General features: G+C 64.7%; 18 protein-coding genes. 6 read left to right on the top strand and 12 right to left on the bottom strand.

Annotated features, from left to right (window positions below):
• Positions 1-22: 22 nt before the first annotated feature.
• Positions 23-1651 carry a Re/Si-specific NAD(P)(+) transhydrogenase subunit alpha gene (locus AC2EBU_RS14960; protein WP_484611243.1) on the bottom strand — a complete coding sequence of 543 codons (1629 nt, stop codon included), beginning with the start codon at positions 1649-1651 and terminating at the stop codon, positions 23-25.
• Between the two features lie 214 nt (positions 1652-1865).
• On the opposite strand from AC2EBU_RS14960, the gene AC2EBU_RS14955 reads away from it, so the two are divergent.
• The 5 genes from AC2EBU_RS14955 to AC2EBU_RS14935 all read left to right on the top strand — a co-directional run bounded on the left by AC2EBU_RS14955 (position 1866) and on the right by AC2EBU_RS14935 (position 6225).
• On the top strand, positions 1866-2351 hold the full coding sequence (locus tag AC2EBU_RS14955; protein ID WP_484611242.1) for an NUDIX hydrolase: 486 nt from the start codon (positions 1866-1868) through the stop codon (positions 2349-2351).
• Entirely contained in the window at positions 2348-3103 is a 756-nt protein-coding gene (locus tag AC2EBU_RS14950) for a sulfite exporter TauE/SafE family protein (RefSeq protein ID WP_484611241.1), read from the top strand. The genes AC2EBU_RS14955 and AC2EBU_RS14950 overlap by 4 nt, the downstream gene beginning before the upstream one ends.
• A 138-nt stretch (positions 3104-3241) precedes the next feature.
• Entirely contained in the window at positions 3242-4504 is a 1263-nt protein-coding gene (locus tag AC2EBU_RS14945; protein ID WP_484611240.1) for an NAD(P)/FAD-dependent oxidoreductase, read from the top strand.
• Positions 4505-4532: 28 nt separating this feature from the next.
• Entirely contained in the window at positions 4533-5684 is a 1152-nt protein-coding gene (mnmA, locus tag AC2EBU_RS14940; protein WP_484611239.1) for a tRNA 2-thiouridine(34) synthase MnmA, read from the top strand.
• Positions 5685-5928: 244 nt separating this feature from the next.
• Positions 5929-6225 carry a hypothetical protein gene (locus AC2EBU_RS14935; RefSeq protein WP_484611238.1) on the top strand — a complete coding sequence of 99 codons (297 nt, stop codon included), beginning with the start codon at positions 5929-5931 and terminating at the stop codon, positions 6223-6225.
• A gap of 91 nt (positions 6226-6316) precedes the next feature.
• Here the strand turns inward: AC2EBU_RS14935 and AC2EBU_RS14930 are convergent, their stop codons facing one another.
• Together AC2EBU_RS14930 and AC2EBU_RS14925 are read right to left on the bottom strand one after the other, a co-directional pair.
• Positions 6317-6667, bottom strand: a complete 351-nt coding sequence (locus AC2EBU_RS14930; protein ID WP_484611237.1) for a hypothetical protein — start codon at positions 6665-6667, stop codon at positions 6317-6319.
• 22 nt (positions 6668-6689) lie between these two features.
• The gene (locus AC2EBU_RS14925; protein WP_484611236.1) at positions 6690-8036 is read right to left on the bottom strand and encodes an NAD(P)/FAD-dependent oxidoreductase; all 1347 of its coding nucleotides are present in this window, start codon (positions 8034-8036) and stop codon (positions 6690-6692) included.
• A gap of 156 nt (positions 8037-8192) precedes the next feature.
• Here AC2EBU_RS14925 and AC2EBU_RS14920 point away from each other — a divergent pair, with 156 nt between their 5' ends.
• On the top strand, positions 8193-9227 hold the full coding sequence (locus AC2EBU_RS14920) for an MBL fold metallo-hydrolase (RefSeq protein WP_484611235.1): 1035 nt from the start codon (positions 8193-8195) through the stop codon (positions 9225-9227).
• Positions 9228-9302: 75 nt separating this feature from the next.
• On the opposite strand, the gene AC2EBU_RS14915 is transcribed toward AC2EBU_RS14920, so the two are convergent.
• The 9 genes from AC2EBU_RS14915 to AC2EBU_RS14875 form a co-directional block, all read right to left on the bottom strand.
• Positions 9303-9905 carry an SAM-dependent methyltransferase gene (locus AC2EBU_RS14915; RefSeq protein ID WP_484611234.1) on the bottom strand — a complete coding sequence of 201 codons (603 nt, stop codon included), beginning with the start codon at positions 9903-9905 and terminating at the stop codon, positions 9303-9305.
• Positions 9906-9915: 10 nt separating this feature from the next.
• Positions 9916-11262 carry a DUF3422 family protein gene (locus AC2EBU_RS14910; RefSeq protein WP_484611233.1) on the bottom strand — a complete coding sequence of 449 codons (1347 nt, stop codon included), beginning with the start codon at positions 11260-11262 and terminating at the stop codon, positions 9916-9918.
• Positions 11263-11388: 126 nt separating this feature from the next.
• Positions 11389-11724: a metal-sensing transcriptional repressor gene (locus tag AC2EBU_RS14905; RefSeq protein ID WP_484611232.1), complete on the bottom strand. Its 336-nt coding sequence runs from the start codon at positions 11722-11724 to the stop codon at positions 11389-11391.
• Positions 11721-12743, bottom strand: a complete 1023-nt coding sequence (locus AC2EBU_RS14900) for an SLAC1 anion channel family protein (RefSeq protein ID WP_484611231.1) — start codon at positions 12741-12743, stop codon at positions 11721-11723. Before AC2EBU_RS14900 ends, AC2EBU_RS14905 begins: the two co-directional genes overlap by 4 nt.
• Before the next feature lie 88 nt (positions 12744-12831).
• A complete protein-coding gene (locus tag AC2EBU_RS14895) occupies positions 12832-13056 on the bottom strand; it encodes a YgaP family membrane protein (protein ID WP_484611230.1) in 225 nt (74 codons plus the stop codon).
• A 19-nt stretch (positions 13057-13075) separates the two neighbouring features.
• Positions 13076-16393 carry an efflux RND transporter permease subunit gene (locus AC2EBU_RS14890; protein ID WP_484611229.1) on the bottom strand — a complete coding sequence of 1106 codons (3318 nt, stop codon included), beginning with the start codon at positions 16391-16393 and terminating at the stop codon, positions 13076-13078.
• Between the two features lie 7 nt (positions 16394-16400).
• On the bottom strand, positions 16401-17498 hold the full coding sequence (locus AC2EBU_RS14885) for an efflux RND transporter periplasmic adaptor subunit (RefSeq protein ID WP_484611228.1): 1098 nt from the start codon (positions 17496-17498) through the stop codon (positions 16401-16403).
• A gap of 163 nt (positions 17499-17661) precedes the next feature.
• On the bottom strand, positions 17662-18165 hold the full coding sequence (ssb, locus tag AC2EBU_RS14880) for a single-stranded DNA-binding protein (protein WP_484611227.1): 504 nt from the start codon (positions 18163-18165) through the stop codon (positions 17662-17664).
• A 26-nt stretch (positions 18166-18191) separates the two neighbouring features.
• Complete coding sequence (locus tag AC2EBU_RS14875) at positions 18192-19382, bottom strand: MFS transporter (protein ID WP_484611226.1); 1191 nt, start codon at positions 19380-19382, stop codon at positions 18192-18194.
• Positions 19383-19524: the final 142 nt, after the last annotated feature.

Genomic DNA, 19524 nt, shown 5'->3' with positions numbered 1-19524 from the left:
AGGCGTCTCTTTTCTTGTCTGTTTATTTGCGGAACATGTCGAGCATGCGGCGGGTTACGGCAAATCCACCGAACATGTTGATGGCCGTGAGTACGATGCCGGCGAAGGCCATCCATTGGATAAGCTGATCGGGTCGTCCGTTGGTGCCAGCCTCCGGCGGCAGAATCTGCACAAGGGCGCCGATGACGATGATGCTGGAGATGGCGTTGGTCACGCTCATCAGCGGCGTATGCAGGGCCGGGGTGACGTTCCACACCACCATGTAGCCGATGAAGCAGGCCAGCACAAAAACTGTGAAGTGTCCCAGGAAGGCGGCTGGCGCATAGGCGCCGATAGCCCAGAACGCCAGCGCACCGAGACCAAAAACGACGGCCAGCGTTTTCGCGGGCAGGGGGCCGCTGCTGCCGTGACCATGACCGCCCTTTTTCTCGGCCACGACGGCAGCGGGTTTGGGCGCGGGGGTGGCTGCCGGTTTCAGCGGTGGCGCCGGCCAGGTGACCGCGCCGTTCTTGACGACAGTCAGTCCACGGATGGCGTCATCGTCCATGTTGACGTGGATGACACCGTCCTTGGTCTTGCACAGCTCCTCGGTGAGCCGGAACAGGTTGGTGGCGTACAGCGTCGACGACTGTTTGGACAGGCGCGAGGCGAGATCGGTGTATCCGACGATGGTCACCCCGTGGCGCACCACCGCTTCGCCCGGCACGGTCAGCTCGCAGTTGCCGCCCTGCTCGGCCGCCATGTCGACGATCACGCTGCCGGGTTTCATGGACTGCACCATCTCGGCGGTGATCAGCTTGGGCGCCGGTTTGCCCGGAATCAGCGCGGTGGTGATGATGATGTCCACCTCGCGGGCCTGCTGCGCGTACATGGCCCGCTGCGCCGCCTGGAAGCCCTCGCTCATGACCTTGGCATAGCCGCCGCCGCCCGAGCCCTCTTCCTCGTAGTCGACCTTGACGAACTCGCCGCCGAGCGACACCACCTGGTCGGCCACCTCGGCCCGCGTGTCGTTGGCGCGCACGATCGCACCCAGGCTGGCGGCGGTTCCGATGGCAGCCAGACCCGCCACGCCGGCGCCGGCAATGAACACCTTGGCCGGCGGCACCTTGCCCGCCGCCGTGATCTGGCCGTTGAAGAAGCGGCCGAACGCATTGGCCGCCTCGATGACGGCGCGGTAACCGCTGACGCCGGCCATGGACGTCAGCGCGTCCATCTTCTGGGCCCGGCTGAGCGTGCGCGGCAGGCAATCGATGGCCAGGGCGGTCACCTTGCGTTCGGCCAGCTGCTGCATCAGCGCGGGGTTCTGCGCCGGCCAGATGAAGCCGATCAGGGTCTGGCCTTCATGCATCAGGCCCACTTCATCGGCTGTGGGCGGACGGACCTTGAACACGATGTCCGACGTCGCCCACAGCTCGGCAGCGGTCGGCACGACCGTGGCGCCCTCCGCGCGATAGGCGTCGTCGCTGATGGTTGCGTCGTCGCCCGCGCCTGACTCCACCGACACGGCAAAACCCAGCTTGACCAGTTTGGCCACGGCTTCGGGCACCGTGGCAACGCGCTTCTCGCCCGGGAAAATCTCGCGGGGGACACCGATTCGCTGAGATCGGGGGGCGGCGGCTGCCGATTCGGTCACGGAGGAAGGCTGTTGCATGATGGAACTCCTCAGGAATTGTGGAGGTGGTGGCCGCCTGAGTGCGTAATCCTCCGCCGGGTCGGATCGAGCACACGGAATGACTCACTTCATATAAGTATCGGATTATTTATGTCGATGCTTACACGGACTGTCAGCGGCGCATTGTGCGGGATTTTGGGGCGCATGGGGCTGGTTCGGGCTCGTGTGGCGATTCCCGCCGGATAATCCGCCGATGGAAACCCGTTGGAAACCCAGCGTCACCGTGGCGGCCATTGTCGAACAGGGTGGCCGTTATCTGCTGGTCGAAGAACATACCCCGGAAGGGCTGCGACTGAACAACCCGGCGGGCCACCTGGACCCCGGCGAGGCACCCGTCGACGGCTGCACAAGGGAAGTGCTGGAGGAGACCGCGTGTGCTTTTCAGCCGTCCGGGCTGGTCGGCGTGTACCTGTCGCGATTCCAGCGTTCGGACGGTGAAGACATCACGTACCTGCGCCTGGCATTCTGTGGCGAGGTCGGCCCGCCCGACCCGGGGCGTTCGCTGGACGCCGGTATTGTTCGAACGCTCTGGATGACGCCAGATGAAGTGCGCGCAAGTGCCCACCGGCACCGTAGTCCTCTGGTGCTGCGTTGTATCGAAGATCACCTGGCGGGACACCGCTACCCACTGGCATTGATCCATACCGACCCCGGAGTCTTTGAAACGGGCCCGGCATGATCGATGGCCCGTTTCTCTGGGTCCTGCTCGGCGCAGCCGCTTTCGCCGCTGGCGGGCTTAACGCCATCGCCGGTGGCGGCAGTTTCCTGACCTTTCCGGCACTGGTGTTTGCGGGGGTGCCGCCCATTGCCGCCAATGCCACCAGTGCGGTCGCGGTCAGCCCCGGATATCTGGGCGGCAGTTGGGGCTTTCGACGCGAACTGGCCGAATTGCCGGCGGCGCTCCTGCGCCGCGAACTGGTCCTGGCGGCAACAGGTGGCGTGGCGGGCGCGTTGTTGCTGCTGGTGACTCCGGCCCGGCTTTTTTCGAGCCTGGTACCCTGGTTGCTGCTGTTTGCCACGGCCCTGTTCGCGCTAGGGCCTCGCATTGCCCAGCGGGCCGGTAAAGGCCGAGGACTGGCGCACTGGCGAAATCCCGGGCTGTTTCTGGTGGCGGTCTACGGCGGCTATTTCAACGGCGGGCTGGGCATCTTGCTGATGGCGCTGTACACGCTGGCAGGCGAGGCACGGCTGAATACGGTCAACGCGCTGAAGAATTTCAATTCATTTGTTCTGTCGCTGCTGTCTGTGGTGGCCTTCGCGTGGGCGGGTGTGATCGTCTGGCGGGAGGCTGTACTGATGATGCTGGCGGCCACCCTGGGTGGGATGGTCGGTGCGCGGCTGGCACGGCGCCTGCCCGTGGCCTGGGTCCGCGCGATCGTGATCCTGACCGGGCTGGTGATGAGCGCCGCATTCTTCTGGCGGGTTCGCTGAGCGGCTCGGCTACCGGGCCTGAATCCTTCACGCGGGTTATCCCCAGTTCACGCACCGCCCGCAATCCTCGACATTTGCTCCAGGTACCAGTACGGGTATTGGTATATGGAGTCAATCGGCTGTTTCGAGGAGTGTCTTGTGGAAACCATCGCAGTAGAAATCGGTCGCCGTCAAATGGTTCAGGCCGGCGTGCTCGGGCTTGCGGCATTTGCCAGCGGCTGCGCCTCGGTGGTGACGCCGGCCAAGGCGCGGGTTGTTGTTGTCGGCGGAGGTTGGGGCGGTCTGGGCGCGGTCCGCGTGCTGGCGGCGGCAGGTACGGTCGACGTGACCCTTGTCGAACCCAACGAGGCATTCATGTCCTGCCCTCTGAGCGCGCATTACATCGCGGGGCACCAGCCCGCCAGTGACTTTCAGCGCAGCTACACCCGCATTGACCAGTTGGGGGTGCGGCGCTTGCGTGAGCGCGTGACAGCAATTGACCGGGAAAAGCGTGAAGTCGTCACCGGCACCCAGCGGCTTCGCTACGACTATCTGATCCTTTCGCCCGGCATCGAATACATCGAAGACAGCATCCAAGGCTATGCCGATGCGCGGGCGCAGTTGCCGGTGGGTTTTCGCGCCTTCGAGCAGTTGGCGGTACGCCAACAGGTTGACCGTTTCCTGGACGCCGGAGGCAGCTTTGTCATCGGTATTCCGAAACCACCCTACCGTTGCCCGCCAGCGCCCTACGAGCGCGCATTCCTGATCGCCGAACAGATGAAAAGGCGTGGAACCAAAGGCAAGATCGTGCTGATTGATGCCAACCCCGCACCGATGCCAGCGCCGATCGCGAAACCTATACTGGATGCGATGAAGGCACTGTACAGCAACCAGATCGAATACCTCACCGACACCCCCATCAGTGCCGTGGACATGGGCCGAAAGACACTGAGCACGGCGTTGGGAGAGGTCCCGTTTACCCAGGCCAACCTGATCTTGCCGATGCGTGCGCCGGCGCTCATTCGCCAGGCCGGTCCGGGTGAGCGATGGGCGGCCGTCAGGTTGCCCAGTTTCCAGAGCCAGGCCGACGAGCGCATTTATGTCATTGGCGATGCGCAGGGCACACCGTTGCCAAAAAGCGGCCATGTCGCTTTTGGCGCCGGTCAGCAAGTGGCGGGGGATGTGCTGGACCTCGTTGCAGGCAAGCCGCTGCCCAAACCCGGTGGCGAAGTGGAACTGCCCTTGGGCATTTGTTGGGCCAACGTAACCCATGCCGAGGCGATCAACATCAATGTTCGCACCACGATCAGCGCTGCGGCCGCCCCCCAGTTGCGGTTTACCGTCGATCCGGCGCACAACGCCCGCTCAGGCGCGGCAGCTATGAGCTGGGGACAGGGCATGTGGAAGGCGATGCTCGGCTGAGCCGTTGCGACACGGGGATAATTCCCCCATGGCGAACAAGCAGCGTGTGGTCGTCGGTTTGTCCGGCGGTGTGGATTCGGCCGTGAGCGCGTACCTGCTCAAGCAGCAGGGCTACGAGGTCATCGGCATCTTCATGAAAAACTGGGAAGACGACGACGACAGCGAGTACTGCTCGTCCAACGTCGACTTTGTGGATGCCGCCGCTGTGGCGGACGTGATCGGCATCGAGATCGAGCATGTCAATTTCGCCCGCGACTACAAGGATCGGGTGTTCGCCGAGTTTTTGCGCGAGTACCAGGCGGGCCGCACGCCCAACCCCGACATCCTGTGCAACGCCGAGATCAAGTTCAAGTCGTTCCTGGACCATGCCCTGCGGCTGGGGGCGGAAAAAATCGCCACCGGGCACTACGCGCGGGTGCGCCACAACCCCGTCAGCGGCCGGCATGAGCTGCTCAAGGGGCTGGACCCGTCCAAAGACCAGAGCTATTTTCTGCACCGCCTGAACCAGGCCCAGCTGTCGAAAACGCTGTTTCCCGTTGGCGAGCTGCACAAGACCGAGGTGCGGCGCATCGCCGCCGAGATCGGTCTGCCCAATGCGAAGAAGAAGGACTCCACCGGCATCTGCTTCATCGGCGAGCGGCCGTTTCGCGAGTTCCTGAATCGCTATATCAGCAAGGAGCCCGGCCCCATCTGCGACGGCACCCCCGAACCCGGGAGTCGAGGGTTTGGTCGCGTTATCGCCCAGCATGTGGGCCTGTCGTTCTACACACTCGGCCAGCGTCAGGGGCTGGGTATCGGGGGCATCAAGGCCAAAGGGGCACAAAGGGGGGGCGGCGAACACGCTCCGTGGTTCGTCGCCCGCAAGGACATCCAGCGCAACACCCTGTGGGTGGTGCAGGGGCATGATCACCCGTGGTTGAAGTCCTTCGCGCTGAAAGCCGGTGACCCCAGTTGGTGTGCGGGCGAGGCACCACCAGCTGGTCACTATGCCGCCAAGACGCGATACCGCCAGGCAGACGCGCCCTGCGCCTTGGCGCTGGAGCCCGGTGGCGACTTCCACCTGCGCTTTGACCAGTCGCAGTGGGCTGTCACGCCGGGGCAGAGTGCAGTCCTCTACGACGGCGAGGTCTGCCTCGGTGGCGGCGTTATCGGCGGCGCCGAGGCCATCGAGCTCGCATAAGTATGAAAACAATAGCGTAAGGCGACCTTTTTACGCTGGGTATTGCCCCATTCGACGAATATCCCGGGCTGATTGCGCTCGGCATCGATTATCAGGCTCTCCACGCCGCCCCGGAAGCCGCCGCTGAGACGTGACGATCTGACATCAGGCTGACGCTTGTTGCAGTCTGCATTTGATCTTTCGCAAGAAATAGCTCTAGGGTTAACCCTAAAATCGGCATAGATTTCTTTGTCCGAGCTACCCCATGAACCACTCTCTTCCGAATACCCGTCGTTTCTCCCGTCAGCTGCTGCTGATGGCAGCTTTGGGCACCCTGGTGCCACTGGTCATGTTGGCGATGTTGTATGCCCTCGCGCCCCTGCCGCTGAGCACGGCTGCGGCGGCATCGCTGCGCACGGCCAATGCGGTTGCGGGCGTGCTGGTGAGCGTCAACGCGGTTGCCGTGGCGGTGCTGTGGGTCGCCCATCGCTTGATGCGCCGTCGCCTGCCGGTCCAGGGAGCCTGGCAGCCGGTCCGCATGACTCGCCGCGCGTCGGCCTGACGGTCGAGATCCTCGGCAATTCGCGCCTGAGGAAAGAAAAAGCCCGCCGAAGCGGGCCTTTTTTTTGGGCCGGGTGGTGCCGCCCGCCGGTTCAACTTGTGGATGCCGAGCGGTGAGTCGGGCGTTGCAAGCGGCATAGCAAGGGATAGGCGACGGCTGTACCCATGGCGCCGGCGGTCAGTGACCAACCGGCCAGATTGAACCAGTCAACCCAGTAGCCCATGTCGGACAAGGATGAAAGGTTGATCCCCGGCAAGGCGAAAAAAGCCAGCACCGTGGTGACGCCGCCAAGAATCAGCGCTTGTGGCACACGGGACAGGCGCAGATCCCTGCGGGCCATCCACATCAGGCCGATCCAGGCGGCCAGACAGACTGGAATCAGCGGGCCATAAGACCAGGCGATCTCGACCACGATATTGAGCATGAGCCAGATTTCGTACATGGTTTTCTCCGTTGGGTGGCGCTCAGACACGGCCTTTGAGCACGGCGATATAGGCGGGCTTGAGCATGCGGTACTTCAGCAGCCAGCCGAAGAAACCCGCTTGCAGCGGCTGCAGCATGGGCAGTGACGGCGTCAGTTTGCCGTCGTAGTCGAACTCGATCAGCATCGCCGCACCTTCATGCACGATCAGCGGACACGAGGTGTAGCCATCAAAGGCCAGCCCCGGTTCGCGTCCGGCAATCACGTCCACCAGGTGCTGCGCAACGATGGGCACGCTCTTCTTCACGGTGGCGGCGGTTTTCCCACGCGGTGTCCCGTTGCTGTCGCCGACGCCAAACACGTTGGGGTAACGGCGGTGCCGCAAAGTCGACTTGTCCACTTCCAGCCAGCCGCCTGCCGCCATGGGCCCCTCTTTCCAGGCCAGGTCGGACTGCTTCAGCGCGTCTGGTGCCCGCATCGGCGGGACCACGTGAATGAAGTCGTACGGTACCTCGCTGGTCAGGCCTTCCGGCGTGACGAAGGTGGCCCGGCGCGCACCGATATCCACTGCCTTGAGTTTTTGTGTCGTCTCGACGCCGATGCCCAGGTCCTTCCAGCGGGACAAAACGTTGTCGTTGACCGTCTTGACGCCGAACACGTTGCCCAGCGCCGAGTAGAACGTGACCTTGGACTTGTCCAGTGTGCCCCCCTTGGCCAGACGGTCTCGCAGCATGAAGGTCATCTTCAAGGGAGCGCCCGCACACTTCAACGGGGTAGACGGAAGGGTCATCACGGCCTGCCCGCCTTGGTAGCGGAATCGGTTCATGGCACTCCAGGTGGCCGCTGCCGCCTCGGCCGATGGGTACACGCTGGTGAGACCGTTGCTGCCTATGGCTTTCAGGTCCATGCCTTCGATAAGACTCCAGTCCTGGTGCGTACCGATGGCGACCACCAGATAGTCGTAGCGGATGCGCTGCCCTCCCGCGGTGCGAACGGTGTTGGCAGCGGGGTCGAACTCGACCACCATGTCCTTGACCCAGTCGACCGAGGCGGGAATGAAATCGGCGTTGCGGTCGATGACCTTCTCCACCGGCCAGATGCCGGTTGCCACCAAGGTGTAGCCGGGCTGATAGTTGTGAACCTCTTTGGCATCGATCAAGGTGATGTGCGCGCCGTCGAGCATGTGGGTGAGCCGGTTCGCCATGGCAATGCCGCCCAGGCCGCCGCCGGCTATGACGATATGGGCCTTGCTCGCGACCCGCGCGGCCCTGGCATCGGGATGGCTCGCCAGAGCGCCGGCAAGGCCGGCACCGGCCAGCTGGGAAAGCATGCGTCGCCGCGACAAACCGTCGGGGGGAGCTTCGGGCGTTTCGGTGGAATCCGTTGTCATGGCAGTCTCCTGGGTGTAATACTGGTAAGGGTATAAACGCACCACACATTGAACGGCAACTGTCAAAATATCCATTGATCTGCATCAATGGATTTGCGGGGACTTCCCCGAGGATTCGGTGCCAGCTTTCCTGTTCGCCCCTCTCTGGAGACCCGCATGACACACCCGACAACCGCGCCAGTGCCCGGCCGCCGCCGTCTTCTCACGGCGGGGGCTGCTGCCACCGGGCTGGCCGCCCTTGGCCTTTGGCCCGAAACCCGGTTGATGGCCCAGCAGGTGGCCGACTTCATCGAAGGACCGCCGGTGGCCGATGTGGCGCCGCGCCAACTCTCGCCGCGGGTCTGGCTGATCTATGCCGAAGATGGCTTTCCCACCCCGGAAAACCGCGGTCTGATGGCCAGCATCGTATTTGTCGTCACGTCTGCCGGCGTCTTGGTGCTGGACTCCGGCTGTTCCCTGCAGATCGGGCAGATGGCCATCCGCATGATCCGAAAGACCACCAACCGCCCTGTGGTCGCCGTATTCAACAGCCACTACCACGGCGACCATTGGCTGGGAAACCATGCTTTTGCTGACACTTATGGTCCCGCCTTGCCCATCTACGCTTTGCCCCACACCATCGAGCAAATCCGTGGCGTCGAGGGCAACCTCTGGCGCAGCCTGATGGAGCGATGGACCAACCAGGCCACCGCCGGAACCAAGGTGGTCCCGCCCAACCAGGCGGCTGCCCATGGCCAGATCCTGAAATTCGGTGACACCACCATCCGCCTGCACCATTACGGACAGGCGCACACGCCGTCGGACCTTTGCATGGAAGTGGTCGAAGACAAGGTCACGGTGGTCGGCGACATTGCCATGACCAACCGGATCGCCAACATCGATGATGGCTCTTATCCCGGTACGTTCAAGTACTACCGTGCCTTGCAGGCCGCCGCAGGAGAGCAGCTTTGGGTTCCCGGTCACGGCGAACCCAGTCGCGACCTCTTGCGCACCTACGGCAGTTTCCTCGCCGGTATCTGGGAGCCCTGTCTTCAGGCCGTCAAGGACGGCAAGCCCGAATCCGAGGCGAAGACCATGGTGCTCAGGGACCCACGCGTGGCTTCAAGGGCGAAGACCATGCAGGGCTTTGACAGCAACATCGGCAAATACACCAGCCTGGCCTATCTGGAAGCGGAAAAAGAGGCGTTCTGACGCCCGGGCGTGGTACTGCCCGGGCCAGCCGGCAGGCACGGGTTCCGTGCCCGTAACGGAACGTCAAAGGGATGTTCAGAGGGGCCGCTGCCCCACCCAGCGGGTGACATGGGCCGGACCCTGGTGGCCCGGGCCTTCGTCCAGCGTGGTTTCGCCGTGCCACGACAGCACAGGCGCGAGCAGCCCGGCAAAGTCGGCGTCGAGCTGCTGCGGGGTGCAGAGCATGTCCGGGTCTTTCGGCCCGCCGCTGTGGTGGCGCAGCTGTTCCGGGTGGAAGGCTTCCAGGATCAGCCAGCCGCCCGGCACCAGGCCGGCCGCCAGCCGCTGGTGTGCGCCGGTGCGGATGGCAGAGGGCACATGGGTGTAGACCAGCACCACGGCGTCCCAGGCGAGCGCCTCGGGCGCCCAGTCGGCCAGGTCGGCGAGCACCGTGGTCAGCGGCACACCGGCCGCCGCGGCCAGCGCCCGGGCTTTGTCCAGCCCCACGGCGGAGGCATCCACCGACGTGACGGCATGGCCCTGGCGCGCCAGCCAGACGCCGTTGCGGCCTTCGCCGTCGCCGGGCACCAGCACCCGGCTGGCGGGGGCGAGGCGCGCGGCCTGCGCGCGCAGGAAGGCGTTGGGTTCGGTGCCATATTTGTAGCCCGGCCCGGCGAAGCGTTCGTCCCAGAAGTTCATGGCGAAACGATCAGGGGGTGCTGTGCAGCCTGGCATGGATGCGGCGCGTGGTGCGCCACACGGCCCACAGCACCAGGGGAATCAGCGCACCGGCTGCGATCTCGGGGTTGATCGGCACGCCCGCGCCCTTGAGCGCCTTGCCGCCATACAGCAGCAGGCTGACCATGTAGTAGGAGATGGCGGCAATCGACAGCCCCTCCACCGTCGACTGCAGCCGCAGCTGCAGCTCTTGTCCGCGGGTGAGTTTTTCCAGCAGCTGCTGGTTCTGCTGCTCGGTGGCGATGTCCACCCGGGTGCGCAGCAGGTCGCTGGTGCGGGCCACGCGCTCGGAAAGCGAGGTCAGCCGCTGCGCGGTGGCGGCCACGGTAGCCATGGCGGGCGAGAGGCGCCGCTGCATGAACTCGCCGATCGTCTGCGTGCCCGGAATCGGGTGTTCCCGCAGCTCGGCGATGCGCTGACCGACCAGCGTGTCGTAGGCACGTGTCGCCGCGAACCGGTAGGCGTGTTCAGCGGTGGCCCGCTCCACCCGGGCCGCCAGCGCCACCAGGGTATCGAGCAGTTGGGCGTCAGAGGCGGCTTTCCCCTCCAGCTGGGCGGTGATGTCGGCCAGTTGCCGTTCCGCCGCCGCCAGTTCAGGCGCCAAGGCCTTGGCCACCGGAAGGCCGCGCAAGGCCATCAGGCGGTAGGTCTCCAGTTCGACCAGCCTTTGCGAAATCCGCCCCGCGCGGGTTTCGGTGGTATCGGGCTGGGCGATGACCAGCATCCGCTCGAACCCCCCGTCGCGCAGGCGAAAGTCTGTCGCCACCATGGAATGGTGCTGATTGCCAAGAACCGAGGCGACCACCCAGCGCTCGCCCAGCCAGTCCCGCGCCCGGACCAGGCCTGCCTCCGCATCGTGCAGGTCGCCGGTCAGCATGACCAGCTCGATCGCTGCGATGGTGCGGCCGGGAATGCCGGCCAGCCATCCGGTCGGAACCATCAGGTGGGGTGTCAGCTCGGGACTGGCGCTCTGACCCAGTGGCGCAGCGGGCAGAGGCTGCACCAGGGTGTACCGTGTGAACTCGGAATGACGCTCCCATTTGAGCACGGCATCAGGCAATGCAAGCCGGACGAAATTGCCCGCCAGCCGCCAGGCCTCCAGAGCCTCGTGGCCGGGAAGCCTCCGCAGGTGGTCATGTTCCTGGTCCCGCGAAACGCCGTGATTCAACACGGCGACGTAGACCACCAGCGCAGGCAGCCGAATTCGCGCCGGCGGCCGCACATGGACCTCGTTGTGCAAAATTGCGCGCAGGTCGTCGTCAGGCGGCAAGAACGGGTTGGACGTCGTTGACATGGCAGGCAAGGCAAAGTCGGACATGGATGCCAGCGGCTAAAAGGGGTTGGATTCGCGACTTCAATGCCCTGAATGCTACTATAAAAATAGCACAAAACGACCTTTGCACGCTGGGTATGGACCTAAAATGCCCAGAAACCGGCCGGATCGTCAGCTCCGACAGGCGAGCAGGGCCTGAAATTCCTGCAAGAGGTCGGGCAGACCGTCCGCAGCGGGCGAACCCGAGGGCAGCCGGTCGGCAAGTTCCTGTTCCAGCAGGCACACGGTCATGCGGGCGTAGGTGCTGTCCAGTGCCCGACGCACGGCCGAAAACTGCTGTGCCACCTTGCGGCAGTCGTCGCCGCGTTCGACCATGCGCTGAATGCCCCGCAATTGTCCTTCGACACGGCGCAGGCGATTGAGAACGTCGGTGCGCGCCCGAGGCGCAGTCAGCGCGCCGCCGCCGCAGTCCGCCTCTGACGCGGGGATGTCGGTGTTCGCGGTCACCCGCCGCTCCGCGCCGGCGCTGCGTCGGCAGCGGCGATCATGGCGACCGGCTCCGGTGCGAGCAGGGTGCCATCACGCAGGCCTTTGAAGCTGGCAAGCAACAATCCTGCGATGACCAGGGAGGCCAGCGCCAGCGTGAGCATGGCCAAAGTCTGGAACCAGACTGGCCCGCCCTGCGCCAGGCGCAGCGTCAGCGCCCCAAAAGCTGCCAGCGGAAATGACAGCGCCCAGAAGGTTACCGAGAACGGCTGCGCCACCGCCCGTTGGAAAACGGTCGCCGACCAGAACAGGAAAAACAGGGCAATACCCCAGGCCATCCAGGCCAGCACCGCAGGCGCTGCCAGCTGCAGCGCGGAAAGCCCAATGACAGCGGGCGGCGCCACGGTGATGAACGTGGTCGGCAACAGCCGCTCGGGCCACATGCCATTTACGCCCAGACGCACCGCCAGCAGCGCGAGCATGACCGGCCAGAAGAAGAGGCCCACGCCGAATTGCGCGGCGGCCCACTCGGGGTAGCCCAGTGCGATCCCGGCAAGCGGTGGAAGCACGTTGCCCACCACCGGAATGAACAGCACGGGTGTCACGCCTGGCCAGACCAGTCCACCCGGCTGGCTGCCCCGCAACCAGCGGGCCAGCACCCAGATCGTCACGCCGAACTGCCAGGCCGAACCGATGATCCACAGTCCCCGGCCGATGCCGCTTGGGCCGATCAGCGCGGTCAGCACCGTGGCCAGCAAGATCAGGGACACCGGGATGGCCGCCACAAAGGCATGACGAACCGGGTGCTTCAGGTCCTCGCCAAAGGCCTCAGGGTATCGCTGCCGCCGGAGAAGCGACAACAGTGCCAACACCAGGAACACCAGCGCGGCGACGGCGCCGATGGCCATCGCCCCCGCGCCCGCCATGTCGCCCAGGATGGGGGTGGCCTGTTTCCAGGCGAGCGACAGGCCGGCCAACCCCATCACGGTGGCGAACCATCCGGGCATCAGGAACTTGAGCGGTGTGGAGTGGGCGGACATGGCTGCAGGCCTTTCTGATACGGGTTCGCGCTCGTGTGCTTGCTGTCCGGTACGTGGTATCAGCAGGGGAGGGTTTGCTTCGGCCGGCTCAACGGCTGCACGCCAGCGCCTGGTCCGGAACGCCCAGCTTGCGCAAGATGATGGCCATCGGGCAGAAATTGGTCAGCCCGAATTGGAACAGATTCAACCCGACAAATGCGGTAAAGGCCAGCGCCCATTTGCTGACAAACAGCGGGCTGCCCTCCACACCCAACAGCAGGGAAACGAGGATGAACAGTCCGGCAATGACACGGATGTAACGTTCGACGGTCATGAGGAAACTCCTGAAAAAGTCAGCGGGTTGAAGAAACGGGTTGGCGCGTCGCCGGCGGCACGAGGGATGGGCCCTCGTGGCGTTTGCGATAGAGAGCGAAATACAGTACCGGAATGACCACCAGGGTCAGCATCGTCGACACCAGAATGCCAAAGATCAGTGACACGGCCAGACCATTGAAGATCGGGTCGTCCAGGATGAAGAAGGCGCCGGTCATCGCCGCCAGTGCGGTCAGTGCAATCGGCTGGGCACGCACCGCTGCCGACTGCACCACCGCATCCTTGAAGGCGACGCCCTGTTTGACCTGGAGCTCGATGAAGTCCACCAGCAAGATGGAGTTGCGCACAATGATGCCGGCCAGTGCAATCATGCCGATCATGCTGGTGGCGGTGAACTGGGCGCCCAGCATGGCGTGTCCGGGCATCACACCGATGATCGTCAGCGGAATCGGTGCCATGATGACCAGCGGTGTCAGGTAGCTGCGGAACTGCGCCACCACCAGCAGGTAGATCAGGATCAGGCCGACGCCGTAGGCGGCCCCCATGTCCCGGAAGGTTTCATAAGTGATTTGCCATTCGCCATCCCACTTGATGGCGTATTGCCGGTAGGGGTCTGACGGCTGGCTGATCCAGTATTCACCCAGCTCGCCCGCGTTGGGCAGCGCCGCATCGGACAGGCGGGGCCGTATCGCAAACAGGCCGTACAGGGGCGAATCGAGCTTCCCGGCCATGTCGCCGAACACGTAGCTGACCGGCAGCAGATCCTTGGTGAACAATGGCTTGTCAATGATGCCGCGCTCCACGCGTACCAGCTCCGACAGCGGCACCATCTGACCGTTTGCCGCTTTCATCGGCAAAGCCAGAACCTGGTCCAGTCCCACCTGGGATTCCCTTGGCAATTGCAGCCGGATCGGCACCGGGTACTTGGCCTGGCCGTCGTGCAGCCATGCCGCATCGGCGCCGGACAAGGCCCCATGTACCGTCTGGGCAACCGCGGCGACCGCAATTCCCAGCGATTCGGCACGTTGGCGGCGAACGGTCAGGTGGGCCTGGGCCGCATCCTCCCTCAGCGAGCTGTCTATCCCCACAATGTCCGGCGTTGCCGCGAACGCCTTGGCCACGCGGGCGGCCAGTTGCTGGCGACCGGCTTCGTCGGGGCCATAGATTTCAGCCACCAGCGGGCTCATCACGGGGGGGCCGGGCGGCACTTCGACCACCTTGACACGGGCGCCGTGACGGGCGCCGATCTGTTCCAGCGCGGGGCGCAGGCGTTGCGCGATGGCGTGGCTCTTCTCATTGCGGTGCGCCTTGTCGACCAGATTGACTTGCAGGTCGCCCTGCTCCGCATCGGCACGAAGGTAGTACTGGCGCACCAGCCCGTTGAAGGTGATGGGGCTGGCGGTCCCGGCGTAGCCCTGAAGGTCACGCACCTCCTTTTGCCCGGCCAGGAAGGCGCCCATGTCGTGCAGCGCGGCGGCGGTATTCTCCAGTGGCGTGCCGGCCGGCATTTCCACCACCACCTGGAATTCGCTCTTGTTGTCGAACGGCAGCATCTTCAGAACGACCCATTGCACCAGCGTCAGGCCCACGGACAGCATCAACGCCGCCAGGATGCCTGCCAGCAGCAGCCAGCGTTTGCGGGCGCTGTCCAGGAACGGTGTGAGGATGCGGGTGAACAGGCGCTGCAGCTTCGGCCCCAGACCCTTAGCCGGCGTCGCGGTGGCACCGCCGTGGCCATCGCCATGACTTTTCATCAGCTTGAGCGCCAGCCATGGGGTGACGGTGAACGCGATCGCCAGCGATATCGCCATGCCCAGACTCGAATTGATCGGGATCGGGCTCATGTAGGGGCCCATCAGTCCGCTGACGAAGGCCATCGGCAGCAAAGCCGCGATGACTGTCAGTGTGGCCAGGATGGTGGGGCCGCCCACCTCATCGACCGCCAGCGGGATGATCTCTTGCAGCGGTTTGCCAGGTTCCAGTTGCTGGTGGCGGTGAATGTTTTCCACGACCACAATCGCATCGTCGACCAGGATGCCGATCGAGAATATCAGCGCAAACAGCGAGACGCGGTTGAGTGTGAAACCCCAGGCCCAGCTGGCAAACAGCGTGGCGGTCAGCGTCAGAATCACGGCGGCGCCGACGATCACCGCTTCACGCCGGCCGAGCGCCAGGCCGACCAGCAAAATGACCGAGCCGGTCGCAAAGGCCAGCTTCTGGATGAGCTTGTTGGCTTTTTCGGCGGCCGTTTCGCCGTAATCCCGGCTGATTCGGGTTTCGATGTTGGCCGGGATCACGCTGTTGCGCAACGCTTCAATGCGCTCGCGTGCAGCGCGCGACACATCGACCGCGTTTTCCCCCGGCTTTTTTGTCACCGTCAGGGTGACCGCGGGGTATACCTGCCCGGGCTGCTCGGCAGTGGAGCCCGTACCGGGTGATGTGGCGGCGCCGGGCGAGTACCAGACATAACGCTGGGGCTGCTGGGCCCCCGCTTCCACGGTGGCCACCTCGCGCAGATAAATCGGTTTGCCCTGGTGAACACCCACCACCAGCGAGGCGATATCCTCGACACTGGTGAGGAACTCGCCGGTTTTCACACTCAATGTCTGCGGCCCGGCACCCGACGGGTCGAGCACCGCACCCGCCGGCATGCCGAAATTGGCTGCGGCCAGGGTTGCCTTGAGACCCAGAAGGTCCACGCCGCGTTCACGCAGGCGAACCGGGTCCAGGTTGACATGCACGGCACGTCCCGGGCCTCCGATGACTTGTACCTCCCGCGATCCTTTGACCGCCTTCAGTTCCAGCTCCAGGCTGCGGGCAACGCGTTCCAGGTCATGCGCAGCGAGCATGTCACGGCTCCACAGCGTGACCGCCAGGACGGGAACATCGTCGATCCCCTTGGGTTTGACGATCGGTGCCAGGGTGCCCAGACCCGCCGGCAGCCAGTCCTGGTTGGCATTGAGCACGTCATAGAGTCGCACCAGCGCCTCGGTGCGGGGTACGCCCACCTTGAACTGCACCGTCAGGATCGCCATGCCGGGTCGTGCGACCGAATAGGTATGTTCGATACCCGCGATCTGGCTGAGCACCTGTTCGGCCGGCCGGGCCACCATGTTCTGTACGTCCACGCTGCTGGCTCCGGGAAAGGGAATCAGCACGTTGGCCATGGTGACGTTGATCTGGGGTTCTTCCTCGCGGGGGGTGACCAGCACCGCAAAGAGCCCCAGCAACAGGGCCACCAAGGCCAGCAAGGGCGTGATGGCATTGGCCTGGAAGGCGGCGGCAATACGGCCCGAAATGCCCATGGGGGCGGCCGTCTCAGTGTGCGAGTTGTGCATGGACACCTCAGCGAACCGCTGTTGCGGCGGCTGGCTCTCCTGCGGGCCGAGCGCCAGCCAGTCCGGCGCGCACCGGATCGGTAGCGACACGGTCACCGGCGATCAGGCCCGCCAGAATCTCCACACCGGCCTCACCGTGATTGCTACCCAGCCGTACGGCCTTGAGGGCAAAGGTGCTGCCGCTGGCGACATAAACCGCGGTCAGTTCGCCGCGCCGGAGCACCGCCGAACCAGGAACGAGCATCCGCTGTACCGGCCCGGCCGCAAACCGTACCCGTACCTGCTGTCCGGGCACCACGGCAGACGCCACGGCGGCCGGAAGCTCCAGGCGCCATTCCAGGGTCTGTGAAACCGGGTCGGCCGCGGGCATCACCAGCCGTGCCACGGGGGCAATCCACTGCGCGCCTTGGGCTGCAGGAATCTGCACCTCCACCCGCGAGGCCGCCCGCGCAGCCTCCGCGCGGGAGGCCGGCACCTGAACCACAACACGCAGCGGCAGCGGGGCGTACACCGTCAGGATCGGTTTGCCGGGTACAGCGAGGTCCCCGGCTTCCGCCAGGGTCTGCAACACCCAGCCATCAAACGGAGCCGTCACCCGCGTGAAGCCCTGGGCGAGCGCCGACTGGCGCGCGCCCGCACCAGCCTGGTCTCGGCCCGCCTGCGCCGCCTTGAATTGTGTTTCGGCGGCATCCAGGGCGGCCTTGCTCACGAAGCCCTTGGCCTGCAGATCCCGTGTCCGCTCCTGGTTGAGCTGGGCGTTGCGAAGCTCCGCGTCGGCCTGTGCCACCTGGGCACGGCTGCGATCGACGCCGGTTGCCGCGTCGCGGTCGTCGACGATGGCAAGCACCTGACCGGAACGGACCCGATCGCCCGCCTTGACGGCGAGACTCGCGATCCGACCGGAGGCCTGCGCCGAAACGGTGCTCTGGCGCACCGGCTCCACCACGCCGTCAAATTCGAAGGCCGTGGGAACGGTCTTGGGCCCGACAGCGACTACCGGCACATCCAGTGGCGCGGCCGCCTGTGCTGGCGCCAATGCAGAGCACAGGACCAAGGCAGCCCCCAGAAATTGGCGGCGGACCGCAGGGGCAGACATCAAAGGCATCGGGGAACTCCTGACATACATGCCATAGTATATACCCCCCACTGTATATGTCAAGCGATGGAAATGAGGTGCAGATCGGGTCGGGACCGGGTGTCAGGCGAAAAAAAACCTCCAGAGGACGGCCCCTGGAGGTTGGGTGTGGACGTGGCAGACCGCGAGGTACTCAGAACGGAATGTCGTCGTCCATATCGTCGAAACCACTGGACGCCTTGGAGGCCGGCGCGGGTGGCGCAGGGGGGCGCTGCGCCGACGCGGGCGCCGGACGGGCTGCTGGCGCCGGGCGGCGCGGAGCGCTGTCGTAGCCGCCGTCGTCACCCGCCGGCTCACCCATGCCTTCGCGAGCACCAAGCATCTGCATTTCATTGGCAATGATGTCGGTGGCGTACTTCTCGATGCCATCCTTGTCGGTGTATTTGCGCGTCTTGATCCGCCCTTCGACATACACCGAGCGACCTTTCTTGAGGTATTGGCCGACGATCTCTGCCAGCTTGCCGAAGAAGGTGACGCGGTGCCACTCGGTTTCTTCGACCATCTCGCCCGATTTGTTCTTGTATTTGCTGCTGGTTGCCAATGCGATGTTGGCCACCGGCTCGCCGCTGGGCAGGTAGCGAATTTCCGGGTCGCGCCCCAGATTGCCGACCAGAATGACTTTGTTCACTGATGCCATGATGAAATCCTTGCAGGGAAACCCGATTATGCGTTGCCCACCGCGGCCGAATGACGAGAAGGTGCGCGCATCGGCCAGGCAATCAGCAGCCAAACAAGCATGGCCGCTGCGCACGCCAGAAAGAGCCCCTGCATGCCGAAATGTTTGGCCAGAAGGCCCCCGACAGCGCCCCCGGCGAAAAACCCGAGCGACTGCAGTGTGTTGTACACCCCCAGCGCGGCGCCCCGTGACGCGGACGGCGCAATGCGTGAGGCCAGGCTCGGTTGCGAGGCCTCCAGGATGTTGAAACCGATAAAAAACACAAACAACAGCCCGCCCAGCACGCCGACGTGCGGGGTACCCGAGGCCACGACCAGCAGCCCCAGCTGTACTGCCAGGATCAACCCGATGGCGGTCAGAAACGCGGCACGCAGATAACCGCGACGCTCCAGTGGAAACAGGGTGCCGCCCATCACCACAAAGGATCCCAGCACCGCCGGCAGGTAGACCCACCAGTGGTCGTCCTTGGCGATGCCGGCCTGCACCAGCAGCGCCGGTACGGCCACCCACATCGCCAGCTGCACCGCGTGCAGCACAAACACGCCAAAGTCCAGGCGCAGCAGGCCGCCATGGGTGAGCACATCCACCAGTCGCCCGCGTGGCTGGTTGCGGTGTTCAGCCGGTTCGGCCGGCACACCCCAGATCACCACGGCCACCCCACCCAAAGCCAGAATACCAGTCAGCACAAAAAGACCCGCCAGGCCGATACCGGCGGCCAGCAGAGGCGCGATGCCCAGTGACAACGCAAACATCAGCCCGATGCTCGCGCCCACAGCGGCCATGGCCTTGGTGCGGACCTCGTCTCGCGTCAGGTCGGCCAGCAAAGCGGTCACCGCAGCGGAAACCGCTCCCGCACCCTGCAGGCTGCGCCCGATGATCAGACCGGTCAGGCTGGTCGCGCTGGCAGCCAGAAAACTGCCGGCGGCGAAAACCAGCAGGCCAAGCACAATGACCCGTTTACGACCTAGCCGGTCGGACGCCATGCCGAACGGCAACTGCAGCAAACCCTGGGTGAGGCCATAGATGCCCATGGCCAGACCCACCATCGCCGGATCGTCACCGCCCGGAAATTTCTGTGCCTCCAGCGAAAAAACGGGGAGCACCAGAAACAAGCCCAGCATGCGCAGGGCAAAAATACTGGCCAGCGATGCGCTGGCGCGCCGCTCCAGCGGGGTCATCACAGACGACGAAGCAGGAGCCGAAGACAGGGAAGCGGGAGTCGCTGACACGCAGGGGGCCGATCGGGAAAAGCGGGGATGAACCGTCGATTGTCCCAAAAACAGCGGCCCACGCGCCCAGGCCCCCTGGCCCAGCGTCGGG

Source organism: Curvibacter sp. T50, from assembly GCF_057219955.1.
This window is presented reverse-complemented; position numbering and strand designations above follow the sequence as displayed.

Excerpts from the sequence above, each read along its gene's own strand:
- AC2EBU_RS14960 (WP_484611243.1), bottom strand. The coding sequence starts at position 1,651 with ATGCAACAGCCTTCCTCCGTGACCGAATCGGCAGCCGCCGCCCCCCGA.
- AC2EBU_RS14955 (WP_484611242.1), top strand. The coding sequence starts at position 1,866 with ATGGAAACCCGTTGGAAACCCAGCGTCACCGTGGCGGCCATTGTCGAA.
- AC2EBU_RS14950 (WP_484611241.1), top strand. The coding sequence starts at position 2,348 with ATGATCGATGGCCCGTTTCTCTGGGTCCTGCTCGGCGCAGCCGCTTTC.
- mnmA (WP_484611239.1), top strand. The coding sequence starts at position 4,533 with ATGGCGAACAAGCAGCGTGTGGTCGTCGGTTTGTCCGGCGGTGTGGAT.
- AC2EBU_RS14935 (WP_484611238.1), top strand. The coding sequence starts at position 5,929 with ATGAACCACTCTCTTCCGAATACCCGTCGTTTCTCCCGTCAGCTGCTG.
- AC2EBU_RS14930 (WP_484611237.1), bottom strand. The coding sequence starts at position 6,667 with ATGTACGAAATCTGGCTCATGCTCAATATCGTGGTCGAGATCGCCTGG.
- AC2EBU_RS14925 (WP_484611236.1), bottom strand. The coding sequence starts at position 8,036 with ATGACAACGGATTCCACCGAAACGCCCGAAGCTCCCCCCGACGGTTTG.
- AC2EBU_RS14920 (WP_484611235.1), top strand. The coding sequence starts at position 8,193 with ATGACACACCCGACAACCGCGCCAGTGCCCGGCCGCCGCCGTCTTCTC.
- AC2EBU_RS14915 (WP_484611234.1), bottom strand. The coding sequence starts at position 9,905 with ATGAACTTCTGGGACGAACGCTTCGCCGGGCCGGGCTACAAATATGGC.
- AC2EBU_RS14910 (WP_484611233.1), bottom strand. The coding sequence starts at position 11,262 with ATGTCCGACTTTGCCTTGCCTGCCATGTCAACGACGTCCAACCCGTTC.
- AC2EBU_RS14900 (WP_484611231.1), bottom strand. The coding sequence starts at position 12,743 with ATGTCCGCCCACTCCACACCGCTCAAGTTCCTGATGCCCGGATGGTTC.
- AC2EBU_RS14895 (WP_484611230.1), bottom strand. The coding sequence starts at position 13,056 with ATGACCGTCGAACGTTACATCCGTGTCATTGCCGGACTGTTCATCCTC.
- AC2EBU_RS14890 (WP_484611229.1), bottom strand. The coding sequence starts at position 16,393 with ATGCACAACTCGCACACTGAGACGGCCGCCCCCATGGGCATTTCGGGC.
- AC2EBU_RS14885 (WP_484611228.1), bottom strand. The coding sequence starts at position 17,498 with ATGCCTTTGATGTCTGCCCCTGCGGTCCGCCGCCAATTTCTGGGGGCT.
- ssb (WP_484611227.1), bottom strand. The coding sequence starts at position 18,165 with ATGGCATCAGTGAACAAAGTCATTCTGGTCGGCAATCTGGGGCGCGAC.
- AC2EBU_RS14875 (WP_484611226.1), bottom strand. The coding sequence starts at position 19,382 with ATGACCCCGCTGGAGCGGCGCGCCAGCGCATCGCTGGCCAGTATTTTT.